The organism is Clostridium sp. CTA-1, assembly GCF_054768215.1.
In genome coordinates this window covers 1-19421 of sequence record NZ_BAAAAP010000039.1, presented here as the reverse complement: position 1 = coordinate 19421, position 19421 = coordinate 1, and the positions used below count along the sequence as shown (strand labels likewise).

Below are 19421 nucleotides of genomic sequence, written 5' to 3'. Positions count from 1 at the left end.
TAAGAGGACAAGTTATAATAACATTTTATAAGTAAAAGTTAATGAAATAATTTTATAATGATTAAATATTAATTAATTATGTTAAAATATATATATACTATATGATACCATAAACACAGCTTGCTATACAGAAATCTATATTATATTTATGGTACATTGGAGGAATATAATATGAATAGTTCTATAGAATTAATTTATACTGTAAAAAATGTAATGAAGACAGATTTTATAAAAGTACTTAAAAATGAAGCCATATCATCTGCCTTCAATAGAATGGCTAAACTTTATAAAGATGAAGTTCTTATAGTAGATGAAGATGACAATATTATAGGTATATTTACTAAAAATGACCTATATAAATTAGAAAATGAAGGTAAAAGATTTAGTGATAACTTAGAAAATTATATAAAAAGAGATGTAATAACAATTTCTGAAGAGAAATCAATTATTTCTGCAAGAAATATAATGGTTAAAAATAAGATAGAAAGATTACCTATAGTACATAATAGAAAAATAATAGGAATAGTACATTTAGACGATTTAAATAATGAATTATACACAAATGTAGAAGAATTATATGCTCTTCAGGATAGAATTTTAGAGAATATGCATGAGGCAGTATGTATAACAAATAACAAAGGTGTAGTAATATATTGGAATAAAAGTTCGGAAGACCTATATGGTGTGAAGAGACAGGAAATAATAGGAAAATATTTAGGGTCTTTTTTTCCAAATGCTTTAATATTAAAAGTTTTGAAAAAGCCTAGAAAAATAACTAATGTAAACAATGAGCCTTCTCCTGGAAAAACTGTTATATTAAGTGCTGTACCTATATTTAATAGTAAAAACAAATTGATAGCAGTGGCTTCTACAGATAGGGATATAACAGAGGTAATATCTTTATCTAAAGAACTTATGCAGGAAAAAAAGAAGGTGGAATTTTTTGAAAGTGCCTATAAAAAAGAAATAGCTTCAAATTATAGTTTTTCATCTATTATAGGTAAAAGTCAAAAGATAATAGAAAACATTGCTATAGCTAAAAAAGTAGCACCTACCTCTGCTAGCGTTCTTATTACAGGAGAAAGTGGAACGGGAAAAGAGGTTTTTGCAAAAGCTATACATAAAGCTAGTGGGAGAACTGGAAACTTTGTAGCTATAAACTGTAGTGCTATACCTGAAAATCTTTTTGAAAGTGAATTGTTTGGTTATGTGGGAGGAACTTTTACAGGTTCATTAAAAGAAGGGAAAATAGGTAAATTTGAATTTGCTAACAATGGTACTTTATTTTTAGATGAAATAGGGGACATGCCACTTAGTATGCAAGCAAAACTCTTAAGAGTTTTGCAGGATGGTGTGGTTTACAGAATAGGAAGTCAAAAGGGCACAAAGGTTAATTGTAGAATTTTAGCTGCAACAAATAGGGACTTACAATTTATGATAAAGGAAAATACCTTTAGGGAAGACCTATTTTATAGATTTGCAGTAGTGCATATAGAGTTACCTCCATTAAGAGAGAGAAGAGATGATATTAAAGATTTTATAGACTTATTTATAAACCAAATATCAGAAAAGGAAGGCATAAAGATAAATACAATAGATAAAGAGGTTTATGATATTTTATGTTCTTATAAATGGGAAGGGAATATAAGACAATTGAAAAATGTGGTAGAAAGGATGGTAGTTTTATCAACCAATGGAGAAGTAACAATATCTTCTGTTCCTAATCATATAGTGCAGGATGTAGAAGAAATTGAAGGGGAATCTCATCATAGATATGATTTAAATGAAGTAGTTAAAAATACAGAAAAAAAGATAATAAAGGAAGTAATGGAAATAGCTAAAGGGAATAAAAAGAAAGCAGCAGAAATACTTAATATAAAAAGAAGCACTTTATATTATAAATTAAACCAATATGATTTAATTTAAATTAAAAAAATTGATTTATCTGTATAATGTTAAAAAGTTTAAAGTATAATAAGTATAATAAATAAATATGGCTTTTTATATAACATATTGTTATTGACATATTTCTATTATTTATTGTTACAATAGTCAAAATATGATATTATAATAAATGGGAATTTCCTAAGGAGTGATAAAATGTCAAATTTATACAAGTTTTATCTTAAAATGCATATAGGTGCACCGAGTGTGCCCTGTGTTAAAGAGGGGGAATTTGTAGAAAGAGGGCAGGTTATAGCAGAGCCTAATGGATTGGGGGCTAGAATTCATAGTAGCGTATCTGGTAAGGTTTTCAAGATAACAGATAAGGAAGTATTAGTAGAAGCTTCAGAAAACCAAAGTGAAGATTTTGTTAAAATCAAAGAATGTGATAGCATTCTAGATACAGTGTATGAAGCTGGAATAGTAGGTGCAGGTGGGGCTGGTTTCCCAACTCATGTTAAATTAAAAGCGAATATACCTGAGGGGTACATAATAGCCAACTGTGCAGAGTGTGAACCAACCCTTCATCATAATGTATATTTAGCAGAAAATAATCCAGAACTTATAATAAAAGGTATAAAGTATGCTATGAAAGCTACTAATGCTAAAAAGGCTTATATAGGAATAAAAGGCAAACGTAAAAAAGCTATAGAAGTATTAAAGGAACATTTAAAGAATGAACAAAATATACAAATAAAGGAAGTTATAGATATATATCCTTCCGGAGAAGAAAGAGCTTTAATACATTTTATATTTGGTGAATGGTTAGCACCTACACAAATACCTATAGAGGCAAATTGTGTAGTTTTAAATGTAGAAACCCTAGCAAATATAACAAGAGCAGTAGAAGAGAGAAAACCGGTTATAGATAAAGATATAACCCTTATGGGAAAATTAAAAAAAGGTATAGGTCCTCATGTATTTTTGCAAGAGCATATAGGAAAGTCTATGAAAGATATGATAGAAACTTGCGGAGGTATAGATGGACAGTATGGAGAAATTATTATAGGAGGACCTCATACTGGGCTACCAGAGGATATAGAGAAATCTGTAATAACAAAGGTTTCTGGTGGAGCAACAGTAACCATGGAATTACCAGAATATAAAGGACCAGTGGGACTTTTAGTTTGTGCCTGTGCTGGAGATGAAGATAGGTTAAAGGATATAGCCAGCAAAATGAAATCAGAAGTAGTGGCTATAACTAAATGCAAAAATGTGGTGGAAGTTAGGGGCACTTATAAATGTAAAACTCCAGGTAAATGTCCAGGTCAAGCAGGTGCTGTTATGTATTTGAAAAGTAAAGGCGCAAAAAGGATAATAATAGCTAATTGTAGTGATTGTTCTAATACAGTTATGGGAATAGCTCCAAAAATGAAGTTGCCTGTTTATCACCAGACAGATCATGTACTTAGAACTGTAGATTATAAGTTAACAAGGAGACTTCCAAAAGAGAAGCTCCATAAATAAAATTATTTTTAAACTTAGGAGGTATATTATTATGTCAATGTCAGCAGAACATGCAGAAGAATTAAAAAATGAACCAGCAGTAGTTTGCTGTAGAACAGAGGAAGGAACAATATTATCTGCAGATAACTTAGAGGATCCAGATATATTCCCAGATATGATTGATTCTGGATTATTAACTATGCCAGAGGATCATTTAAAAGTAGGTCAAGTAATAGGAGCAAAATTATTAAAAACTATAGATTCATTAACACCATTAACTCCAGCTATAGTTGAAGGATATAAAGAAATTGGTGGAGAAGAAGACAAGAAAGAAGAAGCACCTAAAGCTGAAGAGGCTGTAGAAGTTTTAGAAGCACCAGAAGTTTATGAAGAAGGTTGCATGGCAGCTTCTGTGGAAGGTGGAGTACTTAAAATAAAAATAGAAGAAGGAAGAGGAATAGATATAGAACTTCCTCTATAAAAATTAAAAAACAAAGACTTTTATGCCTTTGTTTCAGGCTGTAGACAACCAGATAGTCTACAGCCTATTTTTATGCTAAAATATGGTGATAAAAATGATGGGAAAAAGAAATACTGCCGAAAGGCATCAAATAAAAATGACAAGTATAAATGAAAGAACTGTTTTTATTGATGGTACACATATCAAATCTAACGCTAATAACCATAAATGTAAAAGTGAAGCTATCGAAAAATCAGCAAAATTTTATGAAGAAGCATTAAATTAAATATATTAGAAATATTAAAAGGCTTATGAAAAATTTAACTTCTCATAAGCATTTTGTTTTCAATCTGATAAGGGGCTGTCGCATTAAAAAATTTACATACAATATATTGTTTTGCAAATTTAAAGTTAACACAATATATTGTAGGATTTATTCTTAGTGCGACGGCCCCTTATGTTTTTACTGTAAAAAAATAGCATTTATGAAGCGGAATTATAAATTTTAGAGATTAAGGAACTAATAAAATGGAAATTTAATATTAATATAGTATAGATTTAATAGTCTTTGGGAGGAAGTATAATGACTACATTTATACTTTATGGTACTGTAATTGTACTTTATTTAGTTTCTTTTTTTAAGGATAAAAGCAAAACAAAAAAAGCATTATTAATGGGTATAAAGTCTTTTGAAAATATAATGCCTCAATTTTTAACGATTATATTTATAGTAGGAATCATACTGACAATATTATCACCAGAGAGTATATCATCTATTATTGGTGAGAAATCTGGATTTATTGGAGTGATAATTGCAGCTATAATAGGTTCAGTGACATTAATACCTACATTTGTAGCCTTTCCCACAGCAGCATTATTATTGAAAAATGGTGCTGGATACACTCAAATTACAGCATTAATTTCTGCTTTTATGTTTGTTGGAATAGTAACTTTTTCTATGGAGGCAAAATTTATAGGTAAAAAGGCAACCTTTATTAGAAATATAGTTTACTTTTTTTATTCTATATTAAGTGCTTTTATTGTAGGAATACTTATGAGGTGATTTTATGAAATGGTTAAAAAGATATGTTTTTTTTATAATAATATTAATGCTAACTTTAATAATAACGTTAATTGATTTTAATAAAGGACAAAACATAAGTTTAATAGCACTGGACTCATTTAAACAGATGCTGGCGGTGCTGCCTCCTATAATGTTGTTATTGGGACTTTTAGACACTTGGGTTCCAAGACAAACTATGATAAAGTACATGGGAGATAATTCGGGAATTTTAGGAATAGTTCTTGCCATATTATTAGGAGCATTAGCAGCAGGACCTGTATATGCAGCTTTTCCTGTAACTGCTGTATTTATTAAAAAAGGGGCCAAATTTAGCAACATAATGATATTTATGGGAGCGTGGTGTGCTACAAAAATACCAACTTTCTTATTTGAGTTATCAGCACTTGGATATAAATATACTTTCAGTAGATTATTAGTGAATTTACCTAGTATTATAATTTTAGCATATTTAATAGAAGGTTTATTGAGTAAGAATGATTTAGAAAAAATATATAATAAATTTAAAGAATGAAGCATTAGATTTTGCTTCATTCTTTCAGGTTGTAGACAACCGGATAGTCTACAGCTTATTTTCATGCTAAAATAAATATAGTGATAAAGATGATAGGAAAAAGAAATACTGACGAAAGACACCAAATAAAGAAGAATATATAGAACAAGTAGAAGATATTAGACATACAAAAGGTAATAAAGAAATTTATTCTAAAAGAAGTCAAACTATAGAACGGGTATTTGCTGACGCAAAGGAATTTCATGGAATGATATATACACATCATAAGCCTTTTGTCTTCAATCTAAACAAAGGCTTTTATGCCTTTGTTTTTTTTATTATAAAATAAAATATATGCAAGAAAATTTATTTTAAAATCATAATAAAAGAAAACATATATTATGGTAAGTCTATAAAATTAATTTTATAGTAAGGATATAGCATTGAAAAGTTTGTTAAATTTTTATTTATAATACTTATAAGTACTATAAATTTTATTTATAGTATAATAGGCGGCTTATAGAATAATTTTATATATGCAGTTTTTAGTAGTAAAACTGTCATTTTGTTTTTATAATGAATATTGTAAAGAAAAAATACAGGGGGTAGTGACATGGAAAAAATGTACAAGTTTCCTTTAAAGATGCATGTAGGAGCACCAGATGTACCATGTGTTAAAGAAGGACAAGAAGTTAAAAGAGGAGAATGTATAGCTGAGCCTAATGGATTGGGAGCTAAAATACATACAAGTGTATCTGGTATAGTTGAGAAAATTACAGATGCAGAAATAATAATAAAAGCAGATGAAAATGGCTCAAAAGATTTTGTTAAAATCAAAGAATGTGACAATATTCTAGAAACTATTGCTGAAGCAGGTATAGTTGGAGCTGGTGGAGCTGGATTCCCAACACATATAAAATTAAAAGCAGATATACCAGATGGATACGTTATAGCAAACTGTGTAGAATGCGAACCAGCTTTGCATCATAATATAGCATTTATAGAAAAAGAGCCTGATACAATAATTAAAGGTTTAAGATATGCTATGAAAGCAACTAATGCTCCAAAGGGATACATAGCAATAAAAGGCAAGCATGAAAAGGCTATAAAAATATTAAAAGATCATTTAAAAGGAGCTTCTGATATAGAAGTAAAAGAGCTTCAAGATATATATCCAATGGGAGAAGAAAGAGCTATAATTCATGCTATATTAGGAAAATGGTTAGAACCAACTCAGCTTCCATTAGAAGCAAAGTGTGTTGTAATTAATGGAGAGACTTTAGCTAATATAACAAGAGCAGTAGAAGATAGAAAGCCTGTTATAGACAAAGATATAACAATAATAGGAAAATTAAAAACAGGTAATAAGCCTAATGTATTATTTGATGTAGCAGTAGGCACACCGATACATGATTTAATAGAAGAGTGTGGTGGAATAGATGGAGAATTTGGAGAAGTAGTAATAGGGGGACCATATACAGGCAAAGCTGGAGATATAAAAGAGTCTGTAGTGACTAAAATGTCAGGTGGAGCAATAGTTACAATACAACTACCAGAATACAAAGGACCATTAGGATTATTAGTATGTGCTTGTGGAGCAAATGAAGAAAGATTGAGAGATATAGCTTCTAAAATGAAAGCAGAAGTAGTAGGCGTTACTAAATGTAAGAATGTAGAAGAAATAAGAGGAGCAAATAAATGTAAAACTCCAGGGGATTGTCCGGGACAGGTTGCAGGAATAATGAAATTAAAGAAAGATGGAGCTAAAAGAATACTAATATCAAATTGTAGTGATTGTTCAAATACAGTTATGTGTTGCGCTCCAAACTTAGGAATCCCAGTATATCATCATACAGATCATGTATTTAGAACAATAGATCATACATTAACAAGAAGACTTCCTATAGATAAAAAATAAGTATATCTTATTGAATATATTGTAAGGAGATGGGTTAACATGTCAATGTCAGCAGAGCATGCAGAAGAGTTGAAAAATGAACCGGCAGTAGTTTGTTGTAGAACGGAAGAAGGCACTATATTGTCTGCAGACAACTTAGAAGATCCAAATATATTTCCAGATATGGTGGATTCAGGTTTATTAAATATACCAGGAGACTGTTTAAAGGTAGGAGAAGTAATAGGAGCTAAACTATTAAAAACTATAGATTCATTAACACCATTAATTAAAGATATAGTAGAAGGAGCTAAATCTTTAGATGGAGATGTAAGATCAAAATCCGAAATACAAATAGAATCACCAGAGGAAAAAGCCATCTTAAAAAATAATTTAAAAGCTGGAGATGTTATAAAAGTAGAAGATTTAGAAAATCCAATGCATTTTGAAAAACTTCAGGATTCTTTATTAATAAAATCAGATGAAAAGGTTTTAACTAGAGGGGAAGTAGTAGGTGCGAAATTAACTGAAGATGCTCCTGCTATATCGGGTGTAACAGCTTCTATGCTAGAGGGATTTGAAGAAAAAGCTTTAGAAATAACACAAGATTCTAAAGAAGTAGATTTTAATTCAGTTATTCCTTTGAATGGCAATAGGGGATTCTTAAGATTAAAAATAGAAGAAGGTACAGGTATTTATATAGAGATACCTTTTACACAAGTATAATTAATTAAATAAAATTATATTAAACAGGGAATTTTAATGATACAAAAATATCATTGAATTTCCCTGTTTATTTTTATATTAGAAATAGATATATTAATGTAAACAATGAGATGAATTACTTTGATTTAAATTTTTAATTAAATAGTTAAAATAAGAAAAGATATATAAAGGATAAACATGGCAAAAACTTATAAAAAGCTCATTACATTATGTAAAAAGTTTTTTAGATTTTTACTATAATATATAATTTTAAAGTTTAAATATTAAAAAAAATATAGAAAAAAGTTGCTGTTAATTAATTGTTTTATAAAATAAAACGAATAAATTTAAAAAATTTATATAAAAAAATAAAAATGTCAACTTTTTAAACACATATGTCAAAAAAATAACGAAAATATAAACCCAATATTTTCTTTTGAAATGAACAAAGATTATTTAAAAATTTAAAATAAAAATTAAAAGTGTCAAAAAAATAACATTGTTAAATGTAATATAACCGTTATAAGTTTTATTTATACACCTACAGCATAGCTATAACCTAGTTTTATAGAAGTTATTAATTTTTTTAACAAAGTTGGCATAGTTTATGCTTAAAATATAGGTGACAGTGATTTTGGAGGTGGGTTTATGGAGAAGTTATACAAATTCTCCCTTAAGATGCACGTAGGTGCACCAGATGTATCTTGTGTAAAAGAAGGACAAAAAGTGAAGAGAGGTGAATGCATAGCAGAGCCAAACGGACTTGGTGCTAAAATACATACTAGTGTATCCGGTGTAGTAGAAAAGATTACAGATAAGGAAATTATAATAAAAGCGGATGAGAATCAAACAAAAGAATTCGTTAAAATAAAAAAATGCGATAATTTAGTAGATACTGTATTTGAAGCAGGGATAGTCGGAGCCGGTGGAGCTGGATTTCCAACTCACATAAAGTTAAAGGCAGATAATAAAGATGGTTATATCATAGCAAATTGTGTAGAATGTGAACCAGCACTTCATCACAATATGAAAGTTATAGAAGAAACACCGGAATTAATAATAAATGGTATTAAGTATGCCATGAAAGCTACTAATTCAAAAAAAGGATACATAGCAATAAAAGCAAAACATGAAAAAGCAGTAAGAGTATTAGAAGAAGCATTAAAAAATATAAGTAATATAGAATTAAAATTGCTTAAAGATTTATACCCAATGGGTGAAGAAAGAGCTATAATCAATGCAATATTTGATAAATGGTTAGATGTAACTGAACTTCCTATAGCAGCAAAATGTATTGTAATGAACGCTGAAACTTTAGCAAATATTACAAGAGCTGTTGAAGAAGGAAAACCAGTTATAGATAAGGATATAACAGTAATAGGGAAACTAAAATCAGGTAATAAACCAAATGTATTCCTACAAGTTCCAGTGGGAACACCAGTTAAAGATTTAATAGAAAAATCTGGTGGTATAGATGGTGAATATGGTGAGCTAGTAATAGGTGGACCATACACTGGAAAAGCTGGAAATATAGAAAAGGATGCTGTTACTAAAATATCTGGTGGAGCAATAGTTACAATACCATTACCAGAATATAATGGACCATTAGGACTACTAGTATGTGCCTGTGGAGCCAACGAAGAAAGACTAAGAGATGTAGCAACTAAAATGAATGCAGAAATTGCAGGAGTAGTTGACTGCAAAAACATAGAATATCCAAAGGGAAAAGGGAACGGGCCAGGAAAATGTAAAACACCTGGTGAATGACCAGGCCAAGCGGCTGCAGTTATGCAGCTTAAAAAAGATGGAGCAAAAAGAATATTAATATCAAATTGTAATGATTGTTCAAATACAGTTATGCAAATAGCTCCAAAAGCTAAAATTCCAGTATATCATCATACTGATCATATATTTAGAACAATTGATTATACACTAACAAGAAGACTTAAAGAGGAAGAAAAATAATAAAAAAGGAGGTAATTTGAAATGTCAATGACAGCTGAACATGCAGAAGAATTAAAAAATGAACATGCTGTAGTTTGTTGCAGAACAGAAGAAGGCACAATATTATCAGCAGATAACCTAGAAGACCCAGAAATATTCCCAGATATGGTAGACTCAGGACTATTAACTATCCCGGATAATTGCTTAAAAGTTGGAGAAGTAATAGGTGCTAAATTGTTAAAAACTGTAGATTCATTAACTCCGCTAACTTCAGATATAGTAGAGGGCGCTAAAAAAATAGATGAAGAAGACAAAGAAGGTTCTACTACTGAAGAAGAGTTAACTGAAGGAAATGAAAAAGCAGTTTTAAAATATAACCTAAAAACAGGAGATACTATAAAAGCTAGTGACTTAGAAAATCCAATGCACTTCCCTAAACTTGTAGATTCTCTTTTAATTTCATTAGATGAAAGAGTACTTACAAGAGAAGAAGTAGTTGGAGCAACTTTATCAGTTGATACACCAGCTTTAACTCCTGTAACACCAGATATATTAGAAGGATTTGAGGAGGAAGTAAACATGAGTGTTGATTCAAATGCAACAGTAAGTGGTGGAACTTTAAGAATCAAAATTGCTGAAGGTAGAGGAATTGATATAGAAGTTCCTTTAAATGGCAATGTAGGTGCTGGAAAATCAGCAAAGGTTCCAACAGTAAAAGCTGAAAAAGGTGAAGTAGTAGCAGCTCCAGCTGTAGAAGGCAACAAAGAAGTTAAATTAGAAGAAAAAGTTATAAGAAGTCTTACTAGAAAACATTATAAAATAGATAAAGTAGAATTTGGTCCTGAAACAAAAATAGAAGGAACAACTCTTTATATAAGAGAAGGTGTTTCTGAAGATGCTAAAAAAGTTAGCCCACTTGTAAAAAAAGTAGAAATAGATATAATAACTCCAGATAAATACAACACTTATAGTGAAACTATAATGGATGTACAACCAATTGCTACTAAAGAAGGGGATAACAAATTAGGAACAGGTGCAACTAGAGTATTAGACGGTGTTATTGTAATGGTAACAGGAACAGATGAAAATGGCGTTCAAATAGGTGAATTTGGTTCTTCAGAAGGTATATTAGAAGAAAATATTATGTTTAATAGACCAGGATCACCAGATAAAGGTGAAATATTCATCAAAACGCAAGTAACTATAAAAGAAAAAACTAATATGGAAAGACCAGGTCCTATGGCTGCTCATAAAGCAACTGATTTCATAACTCAAGAAATAAGAGAAGCTATGAAAGCTTTAGAGGATGAATCTTTAGTAGTTAATACTGAAACTTTTGAACAAAAAAGAAGACCAGGAAAGAAAAAAGTTGTAGTTGTTAAAGAGATAATGGGTCAAGGTGCTATGCATGACAACTTAATATTACCAGTAGAACCAGTAGGTTATTTAGGTGGTAAACCAAATGTTGATTTAGGAAACGTTCCAGTAATGCTTTCACCACTTGAAGTATTAGATGGTGGTATACATGCATTAACTTGTATTGGACCTGCTTCTAAAGAATGTTCAAGACATTATTGGAGAGAACCTCTTGTAATGGAATGCATGAAGGATGAAGAATTAGACCTATGCGGAGTTATATTTGTAGGAAGTCCACAAATCAATAGTGAAAAATTCTACGTATCAGAAAGAATGGGTATGATGGTAGAAGCTCTGGATGTTGATGGTGCTTTTGTTACAACTGAAGGTTTTGGAAACAATCACATTGATTTTGCAAGCCACGTAGAACAAATAGGTATGAGAGGAATACCATGTGTAGCATTCTCATTCTGTGCAGTTCAAGGCGCTCTAGTTGTTGGTAATAAATATATGAAATATATGATAGATAATAACAAATCAGAAGGCGGAATAGAAAACGAAGTATTAGAATGCAATACATTATGTCCAGAAGATGCAATAAGAGGTGTTGAAATGCTTAAAGCTGCTATGGTTGGAGAAGATGTTAAAAAACCAGAAAGAGCTTGGAATGCAAATGTTAAAGAAAATAACTTAGAATTAATAGAAAAAGCTGAAAATGTGAAAATAGAAAGAGTTTTAAATGAAACTTCAATACCAATGAGTGAAAAGAGAAAAGAAAAATACAGCACAAAGTAGGGATATAAATGAATTTAAAATACGGTGATAAGATCATAGAAATGGAAGGCGTTATCGTAGAAGTATCCGATGGTGCAGTAGCTATAGATTTTAAAGGAAGACTTGGTTATTTGAAAATACCAAGGAGAATGATAATATCCGATTATGAATTAAAAGTAGGTCAAGAAATTGGACTTAATATGAGTTTTGTAGAAGTATTATCTGATAAAATAAATGAAAAATACGTAAGTAATTTAGAAATACAAAAAAGACGAGGGGTAAAACCTGAGGATAGATGGAAATAAACAGATAATTTGAAGCTAGAGAAACTTTCATAAATAATAATTTAAACATTCATTGAAGGAAGGAAGGTAAGGTTAAAATGAGTTTAACTATTACAAAAGGTTTACAATCAGAAATATTTGTTCCTATAACTCCAGACCCAGTATGGGCACCAGTAACAAAGGAATTAAAAGATATGACAGTAGCCATAGCTACTGCAGCAGGAGTTCACTTAAAAAAGGATAAAAGATTCAACTTAGCAGGTGACTTCACATATAGATTAATACCAGGAGATGCAAAGACATCAGATATGATGGTATCTCACGGTGGATATGATAACTCAGACGTTAACAAAGATATAAATGCCATGTTCCCAATAGATAGATTAAGAGAATTAGTAGATGCTGGCTTTATAAAAGCAGTTGCTCCAACTCATATAGGATTCATGGGTGGCGGTGGAAACCAACAAAAATTCAGAGAAGAAACAGGCCCAGAAGTTGCTAAAATCTTAAAAGAAGAAGGAGTAGATGCTGTATTAATGACTGCTGGATGAGGAACTTGTCATAGATCTGCAGTTTTAGTGCAGAGAGCGATTGAAAAAGAAGGAATTCCTACAATAATAATAGCTGCTCTTCCACCAGTTGTTAGACAAACTGGTACACCAAGAGCGGTTGCACCAAGAGTTCCAATGGGAGCTAATGCAGGAGAACCTAATAATGTAGAAATGCAAACAGCGATAGTAAAAGATACATTAGAACAATTAATTAAGATTCCTTCAGCAGGAAAAATAGTTCCATTACCATACGAATATATAGCAAAAGTTTAGTTTTGTTTCCTTAAAAATAAAAAATGCAATAATGTAGTGCAGTTTTACTGAACTCATTATTGCATTTGCTTTAATAAAAAATATAAATAAAATGCTCTATATTTAAAAGTTTGTTATAAACTATAGTGTAGTATGAGGGTTTGGAAAAAAAAGTTTTCAGAATATATAAAATTTTCCTTATAAATGTATTGAAAAATCTTATAGGTATTATATATACAATTTAGAAAATTGATGATATAATAGTTACATAATTATCAATATATAAGTTTTTGGATATAAATGTTAAACCTGTATCAATCTAATGATTATGAAGTTATTAAAATGGAAAAAGGTGGTGATGCTGGTGGAACAAGAAATCATATTGAGAAGATTAGTTATAAAAGCTTTTCATATTACTAAAGTAGAGCTTTCAGATAGGACTTACATAGAGGATAAAGTTTTATATATAAGAAAAGATATATTAGATGGAATATTACAACATGAAGATATGGAAGGACAAGAATTAATAGAAAAAATTGATTTGAATATTATAAATCCAAAGGAAAGACATAAATTTGTGAATTCTATAATGGATTTTTCTCCAGTAGCTACTAAAGTTTTGGGAGCTTTAGGAGAGGGTATAACACATGTGTTAACAGGAGTACAAGTAATGTTAACAGGAGCAGAAGAATGTGGGATTCAGGTAGCTGAATTTGGTTCTTCAGAAGGAATTTTAGATGAACAAGTTGTTTTTGGAAGAAGAGGAACTCCAGCCGAGGATGATATAATTGTTCATATAAATGTTACATTGAAAAATGGACAAGCTACAAATAGGCCGGGACCAATGGCGGCTCATAGAGTTTGTGATATAATAATACAAGAAATTAGAAACTACCTTAAAAAAATTAATGGTAGATATTGTGATGAAAAGCATGAATATTTTGATAAAATAAGACCAGGCAAAAAGAAGGTTGTAATTGTTAAACAAGTTGCAGGTCAAGGTTGTATGTATGATACAGGATTATTTGCTAAAGAACCTGGTGGACATATCGGATGCAAATCTATAATAGATATGGGCAATATGCCGGTGGTTGTAAGTCCAAATGAATATAGAGATGGCATATTAAGGGCCATGAATTAAGGGGTGATATTTTATGGGGATAGGACCATCTACCAAAGAAACAACATTACATCATTTTAGAGACCCTTTAGTAGAAATAGTTTCTAATGATGGAGATATAGATTTATTAGGAATTATAGTTGCAGGTACACCTCAAGCAAATGAAGAAAAGGTATTCACAGGTCAGAGGATAGGAGCTTGGGCAGAGGCTATGAGAGTTGATGGCGCTATAGTATCCATAGATGGATGGGGTAACAGTAATATAGATTTTGCCTCAGCTTTAGAAGCTATAGGTAAAAGAGATATACCAGTAGTTGGTATGAGTTTTGTAGGAACTCAAGCTCAATTTGTTGTTACAAATGAATTTATGGATACGGTAGTTGATTTTAACAAATCAGAAGCAGGTATAGAAACTGAGGTTGTAGGAGAAAACAATGTTATGCCAATAGATGCTAAAAAAGCTTTAGCATTTTTAAAATTAAAAATGAAAAGAAAACAAAACTAAGGAGGCTTTAATAATGAGAGCGATTAAAACAATTCAAACTATTGAATCTCACACAATGGGAGAACCAACAAGAATAGTAATAGGAGGACTTCCAAAGGTTCCAGGAAAGACAATGGCAGAAAAAATGGAATACTTAGAAGAAAATAACGATAGTTTAAGAACAATGCTTATGTCAGAACCAAGAGGACATAATGACATGTTTGGTGCTATTTATACAGAACCAGCTGATGAAACAGCAGATTTAGGTATTATATTCATGGATGGTGGCGGATACCTTAATATGTGTGGACATGGTTCAATAGGTGCAGCTACATGTGCAGTTGAAATGGGAATAGTAAAAGTAGAAGAGCCATATACAAACATAAAATTAGAAGCTCCAGCAGGAATGATTAATGCTAGAGTAAAAGTTGAAGATGGAAAAGCTAAAGAAACTTCAATTGTGAATGTTCCAGCTTTCTTATATAAAAAAGATGTAGAAATTGATGTGCCTGATTATGGAAAACTTACATTAGATATATCTTTTGGCGGAAGTTTTTTTGCTATGGTAGATGCTGAAAAAGTTGGAATAGATATTTCTCCAGCTAATTCTCAAAAATTAAATGATTTAGGAATGAAAATAGTTCATGCAGTTAACGAACAAGTTGAAATTAAACACCCAGTATTAGAACATATAAAAACAGTTGATCTTTGTGAATTTTACGGACCTGCAAAAAGTGAAGATGCAGATGTACAAAATGTAGTTGTATTTGGTCAAGGTCAAGTAGATAGATCACCTTGTGGAACTGGTACAAGTGCTAAAATGGCTTTACTATATGCTCAAGGAAAAATGAAAGTAGGAGAAGAAATAGTAAACGAAAGTATTATTTGTACTAAATTTAAAGGAAAAATATTAGAAGAAACTAAAGTTGGAGAATATGATGGTATAATACCAGAAATAACTGGTAGCGCATATGTTACTGGATTCTCTCAATTCTTAGTAGATGAAGAAGATCCAGTTAAATATGGATTTGTATTAAAATAGTATTAAATATTTTATATAAATAAAAAAATAAATGACAATTATTTCATAATTAAAACATAAAATAATAGTATGAAATATATCTAAGTACAATGCACATTGTTTATTTTTCTTAAATAAAAAAATGTTATGCAATGATTACTTAAAGATGGGCTCGATGTTTATTGCGTGGAGTCCATCTTTTTTTAATAAAATCTTAATACAAAATATAGGTTCATTAAAATCAAATAACAAAAAAGGAGGGTGGATTATAAGAACCAAGTAAAGTTTTATAATGATAGGATAACATTTTTGGATTAGGCCAAATAAAGTTCTATAATAATGGGGCAAGCATCTTAGAGTTATGCAAAATAAAGTCCTATAATAAGGGGGTAAATGTCTTTAAATTGGACAAAAATAAAGTTTCATAATAATGGGGGAGCATCCTTGGATTAGACAAAAGAAGTTCTAATTTTAAATAACAAGGAGGGCGTATTATGATAGTAAAAATTGTTTTTGGGATTTTGTTAATTTTAACTCTTTATTTTGCATTCATATTTTTTAAGGATTTTGTAAAAAATTCAAAAGAGGGAAATTTAGAAGAAATAAGCTTTTGGAAAGCTGGTGCAGTAGGGTTTATAGCTAATTTTTTTGATACCTTAGGAATAGGTAGTTTTGCACCATTGACCGCTATGCTTAGATTTTTAAAATTAACAGAGGATAGAGTTTTACCAGGAACCTTAAATGTCTCCTGTACAATTCCGGTTGTAACAGAAGCACTTATATTTATAACTGTTATAAAGGTAGATCCTGTTACTTTATTTGCAATGTTAATATCAGCTACGGTTGGAGCTGTAGTAGGAGCTGGAATAGTTTCAAAATTTGATGAAAAAAAGGTTCAATTAGGTATGGGTATTGCTTTAATGATAGTTGCATGTTTAATGCTTGCAAGTCAATTAAAATTAATGCCAGTAGGTGGCACAGCTATAGGACTTACTGGGGGGAAATTAGTAATAGCGGTAATAGCTAATTTCTTTTTAGGTGCATTAATGACATTAGGAATAGGATTATATGCGCCATGTATGGCTTTAGTATTTGCTCTTGGAATGAGTCCGAAGGTTGCTTTTCCAATAATGATGGGGTCCTGTGCTTATCTAATGCCAGCAGCATCAGCTAAATTTGTAAAAGAAGGAGCATATAATAGAAAAGCTTCTATGGCCATAACTATATTTGGTGTTATAGCTGTATTAATAGCAGCCTATATAGTTAAAGAATTACCATTAAATATATTAACTTGGTTAGTAATAGTAGTTATTATATACACATCTACTACCATGTTTAAAGCCTATTCAAAAGGAAAAATCTAAAAACTATTCAGCATAATGTAACAAAATTTAAGAGTTGAGTATTATTGCATAATCCTTTGTTCAAAAAGTCTATGTTTTGTAGAAATTTATAAATTAATAAAAAATCTATCTGATTTTTATTTATAGTCAGATAGATTTTTTAATTCATTTATTTTGATGCAAAATTATTTTTAGACTGAATTTCGCCTTTATCTCTTCTTTGTTCATATTTACTAAACATTCTCCAACCAATCCAGCTTAGAAGTATTGGTCCACCTATACTTAATAATTCAAAGAATGCAATTTGTCCTGTGGTTGTATAATCTGACGGTGGGAAGAATGAAGTTACAATTCCAAATATTACACTTATTAATCCTACAATGGATACAAAGGTTGAAAATTGCTTTGATTTTGATATTTCGTAAAATTCCTCTGTGGATTCTCCCTTAGCTTGTAATTTCTCTATTTTCTTTAATCTAATGTAAGATGCAAACATTAATAAATAAGGGATTAAGCCTGTTATAGCTGTCATTATTATAAGTATTGAATATATAGCATTAACTGTTGGTAAAAGAGTTGTAACTATTATTACTATTGAAATACCTATACCTTGTACCAATAATGCATTAATTGGTACGCCATTTTTATTTGTTTTTGTTAAAAATGGAGGTAAAACACCATTTTTGCTAGTTTCAAATAACATAGTTATAGGAGACATTATATATAAACTAACGCCACCTAAAGCTTCTATAGTCATAAGTATTGCCATTAAAGTTAGGAACCATTGTCCTATACCAAACTGCTCTGTTATTAATCTAAATGCTTCTATAAGTCCATTTGCAGCACCTATTTTTTCTGGTGATACTACAAAAGTAATGGCAGATGAACATAGTATATATAAAATAGTTATAAAGATAGCACAGAATATAATTGCTTTAGGGATTGTTTTTTTTGCGTCTTCAACTTCGCCAGCAAAGGCTGCTGTTACTTCAGCACCTGTTAAGCCAAACATTACAGAAGATAGTAATGCTAAATTAGCTATATTACTGAAATCGGGTATCATGCCTTGAAGAGTGTAGGGTGTCGCAAGAGGTCTTTTAAGAACGAAAGCAGATGCGTAACCTAATATTATAATTAATAAAGCAGGAAGTACACTGCCGACAAGTCCACCTATAACTGCAAATATTTTACTATTTCCAGTGCCTCTAAAACTCCATATAGTTATAAACCAGAAGATTCCTAAAACCATGAATAAATTATAAAGTTTATTATTTGCAAGACTTGGATCTATAACGTATGCAAATGTAACTGCTGCATATGTTACAAATCCGGGATAAAAGAATAGTTTACTAACCCAGTTAAGCCAAGATACTAAAAAACCCATTTTTTCACCATAGGCTTTTGTAACCCATACGCTTAAACCACCCTGTTCTGGGTATTTACCTCCTAATTCTGCAGCGACCAATGCGCTAGGAATAAAGAATAGTAATGCTGCTATTCCCCATAATACTGCACAGGAGGCGCCATATTTAGCTGAAACAGCTACCCATCTTAATCCTAAAATAGCTGTCATGGTCATTAAAACCATGTCTTTGAATGTCAAGGACTTTTTCATTTAATAATCACCCCTATTGTAAAATTTTTGATAATATTGTTGAATTGTTAAATACTCTTTAATATTATGTTATTTTTATCACAAAATCAAGACATTTTTTTAACAAAATCTACAAAGTTAAACAAAGTTAAGTAAAACTATGAAAAAGTATTTTATTTCATAGAAAAGGATTACACAAACAAGCTATTATAATAAATTAGTTATTATAAGGCTTGAATTCTATAATTTTATTTATTATACTAATAAATATGCCAGGAAATATGGTATCTTTAATAAAGAAAATACTATAACATTGTTAAAAAAACAAAAAAATACAGGTTTATTTGAAAAAAATATCAAAAAAACAAGTGAAAATAAAAACAAATTTATTGAAGTTAAAAATTAAATTTTTGATATAAGTTGACATCTTATTGCAATTGTTTTGATATTTAGTAAAAAAATACAAATTTAAAAAATATTTAGTTATAACCTAGTTAATAATGTTGATAATATTATATTTATATAATATATATATAACCCCAATACAATTTAAAATATATTACGTTAAGGAGGAAATTTAAAATGAGTTTTCAATTACCAAAATTTACACCACCAGATTTTACACAAGATGTTCTTGTTAAGGCACCAGATGTTAAAATAGGTGAAGTTGAAAAA

General features: G+C 30.2%; 16 protein-coding genes and 2 pseudogenes. 17 read left to right on the top strand and 1 reads right to left on the bottom strand.

Annotated elements, in window-relative coordinates; all coding sequences use genetic code 11:
* The first annotated feature begins 171 nt into the window (after positions 1–171).
* From prdR to ACYUEW_RS18405, 17 genes and pseudogenes are all read left to right on the top strand, one after another.
* Positions 172–1926 (top strand): sigma-54 dependent transcriptional regulator PrdR, encoded by a 1755-nt coding sequence (gene prdR, locus ACYUEW_RS18485; RefSeq protein WP_003484748.1) that lies wholly within the window; start codon positions 172–174, stop codon positions 1924–1926.
* Between the two features lie 174 nt (positions 1927–2100).
* Complete coding sequence (gene prdC, locus ACYUEW_RS18480; RefSeq protein WP_042384672.1) at positions 2101–3411, top strand: proline reductase-associated electron transfer protein PrdC; 1311 nt, start codon at positions 2101–2103, stop codon at positions 3409–3411.
* A gap of 31 nt (positions 3412–3442) precedes the next feature.
* Positions 3443–3868: pseudogene (locus ACYUEW_RS18475) on the top strand (sugar transporter); the annotation flags it as partial.
* A gap of 100 nt (positions 3869–3968) precedes the next feature.
* Positions 3969–4136 (top strand): hypothetical protein, encoded by a 168-nt coding sequence (locus ACYUEW_RS18470; RefSeq protein ID WP_460277653.1) that lies wholly within the window; start codon positions 3969–3971, stop codon positions 4134–4136.
* 297 nt (positions 4137–4433) lie between these two features.
* Positions 4434–4913: a hypothetical protein gene (locus ACYUEW_RS18465; protein ID WP_003493252.1), complete on the top strand. Its 480-nt coding sequence runs from the start codon at positions 4434–4436 to the stop codon at positions 4911–4913.
* Between the two features lie 4 nt (positions 4914–4917).
* The gene (locus tag ACYUEW_RS18460) at positions 4918–5445 is read left to right on the top strand and encodes a permease (RefSeq protein WP_003493254.1); all 528 of its coding nucleotides are present in this window, start codon (positions 4918–4920) and stop codon (positions 5443–5445) included.
* 133 nt (positions 5446–5578) lie between these two features.
* Positions 5579–5704, top strand: a pseudogene (locus ACYUEW_RS18455) (transposase); the annotation flags it as partial.
* A gap of 333 nt (positions 5705–6037) precedes the next feature.
* A complete protein-coding gene (prdC, locus tag ACYUEW_RS18450; RefSeq protein ID WP_045517561.1) occupies positions 6038–7342 on the top strand; it encodes a proline reductase-associated electron transfer protein PrdC in 1305 nt (434 codons plus the stop codon).
* Positions 7343–7381: 39 nt separating this feature from the next.
* Positions 7382–8044 carry a proline reductase gene (locus ACYUEW_RS18445; protein WP_460277650.1) on the top strand — a complete coding sequence of 221 codons (663 nt, stop codon included), beginning with the start codon at positions 7382–7384 and terminating at the stop codon, positions 8042–8044.
* 627 nt (positions 8045–8671) lie between these two features.
* A complete protein-coding gene (gene prdC, locus ACYUEW_RS18440; RefSeq protein WP_460277648.1) occupies positions 8672–9988 on the top strand; it encodes a proline reductase-associated electron transfer protein PrdC in 1317 nt (438 codons plus the stop codon).
* Between the two features lie 21 nt (positions 9989–10009).
* Complete coding sequence (gene prdA / locus ACYUEW_RS18435) at positions 10010–12118, top strand: D-proline reductase (dithiol) proprotein PrdA (RefSeq protein WP_042384679.1); 2109 nt, start codon at positions 10010–10012, stop codon at positions 12116–12118.
* Positions 12119–12126: 8 nt separating this feature from the next.
* On the top strand, positions 12127–12402 hold the full coding sequence (locus tag ACYUEW_RS18430) for a CBO2463/CBO2479 domain-containing protein (protein ID WP_003484771.1): 276 nt from the start codon (positions 12127–12129) through the stop codon (positions 12400–12402).
* Between the two features lie 77 nt (positions 12403–12479).
* The gene (gene prdB, locus ACYUEW_RS18425; RefSeq protein WP_077272288.1) at positions 12480–13205 is read left to right on the top strand and encodes a D-proline reductase (dithiol) protein PrdB; all 726 of its coding nucleotides are present in this window, start codon (positions 12480–12482) and stop codon (positions 13203–13205) included.
* Between the two features lie 343 nt (positions 13206–13548).
* Positions 13549–14325, top strand: a complete 777-nt coding sequence (gene prdD / locus ACYUEW_RS18420) for a proline reductase cluster protein PrdD (protein WP_042384680.1) — start codon at positions 13549–13551, stop codon at positions 14323–14325.
* A 13-nt stretch (positions 14326–14338) separates the two neighbouring features.
* A complete protein-coding gene (locus ACYUEW_RS18415; protein WP_003484779.1) occupies positions 14339–14809 on the top strand; it encodes a glycine/sarcosine/betaine reductase component B subunit in 471 nt (156 codons plus the stop codon).
* Positions 14810–14822: 13 nt separating this feature from the next.
* The gene (locus tag ACYUEW_RS18410; protein ID WP_003393245.1) at positions 14823–15830 is read left to right on the top strand and encodes a proline racemase; all 1008 of its coding nucleotides are present in this window, start codon (positions 14823–14825) and stop codon (positions 15828–15830) included.
* Between the two features lie 473 nt (positions 15831–16303).
* The gene (locus ACYUEW_RS18405) at positions 16304–17173 is read left to right on the top strand and encodes a sulfite exporter TauE/SafE family protein (protein ID WP_003484781.1); all 870 of its coding nucleotides are present in this window, start codon (positions 16304–16306) and stop codon (positions 17171–17173) included.
* Positions 17174–17321: 148 nt separating this feature from the next.
* On the opposite strand, the gene ACYUEW_RS18400 is transcribed toward ACYUEW_RS18405, so the two are convergent.
* Positions 17322–18767 carry an APC family permease gene (locus ACYUEW_RS18400; RefSeq protein ID WP_460277643.1) on the bottom strand — a complete coding sequence of 482 codons (1446 nt, stop codon included), beginning with the start codon at positions 18765–18767 and terminating at the stop codon, positions 17322–17324.
* Positions 18768–19421: the final 654 nt, after the last annotated feature.

Excerpts from the sequence above, each read along its gene's own strand:
- prdR (WP_003484748.1), top strand. The coding sequence starts at position 172 with ATGAATAGTTCTATAGAATTAATTTATACTGTAAAAAATGTAATGAAG.
- prdC (WP_042384672.1), top strand. The coding sequence starts at position 2,101 with ATGTCAAATTTATACAAGTTTTATCTTAAAATGCATATAGGTGCACCG.
- ACYUEW_RS18470 (WP_460277653.1), top strand. The coding sequence starts at position 3,969 with ATGGGAAAAAGAAATACTGCCGAAAGGCATCAAATAAAAATGACAAGT.
- ACYUEW_RS18465 (WP_003493252.1), top strand. The coding sequence starts at position 4,434 with ATGACTACATTTATACTTTATGGTACTGTAATTGTACTTTATTTAGTT.
- ACYUEW_RS18460 (WP_003493254.1), top strand. The coding sequence starts at position 4,918 with ATGAAATGGTTAAAAAGATATGTTTTTTTTATAATAATATTAATGCTA.
- prdC (WP_045517561.1), top strand. The coding sequence starts at position 6,038 with ATGGAAAAAATGTACAAGTTTCCTTTAAAGATGCATGTAGGAGCACCA.
- ACYUEW_RS18445 (WP_460277650.1), top strand. The coding sequence starts at position 7,382 with ATGTCAATGTCAGCAGAGCATGCAGAAGAGTTGAAAAATGAACCGGCA.
- prdA (WP_042384679.1), top strand. The coding sequence starts at position 10,010 with ATGTCAATGACAGCTGAACATGCAGAAGAATTAAAAAATGAACATGCT.
- ACYUEW_RS18430 (WP_003484771.1), top strand. The coding sequence starts at position 12,127 with ATGAATTTAAAATACGGTGATAAGATCATAGAAATGGAAGGCGTTATC.
- ACYUEW_RS18415 (WP_003484779.1), top strand. The coding sequence starts at position 14,339 with ATGGGGATAGGACCATCTACCAAAGAAACAACATTACATCATTTTAGA.
- ACYUEW_RS18410 (WP_003393245.1), top strand. The coding sequence starts at position 14,823 with ATGAGAGCGATTAAAACAATTCAAACTATTGAATCTCACACAATGGGA.
- ACYUEW_RS18405 (WP_003484781.1), top strand. The coding sequence starts at position 16,304 with ATGATAGTAAAAATTGTTTTTGGGATTTTGTTAATTTTAACTCTTTAT.
- ACYUEW_RS18400 (WP_460277643.1), bottom strand. The coding sequence starts at position 18,767 with ATGAAAAAGTCCTTGACATTCAAAGACATGGTTTTAATGACCATGACA.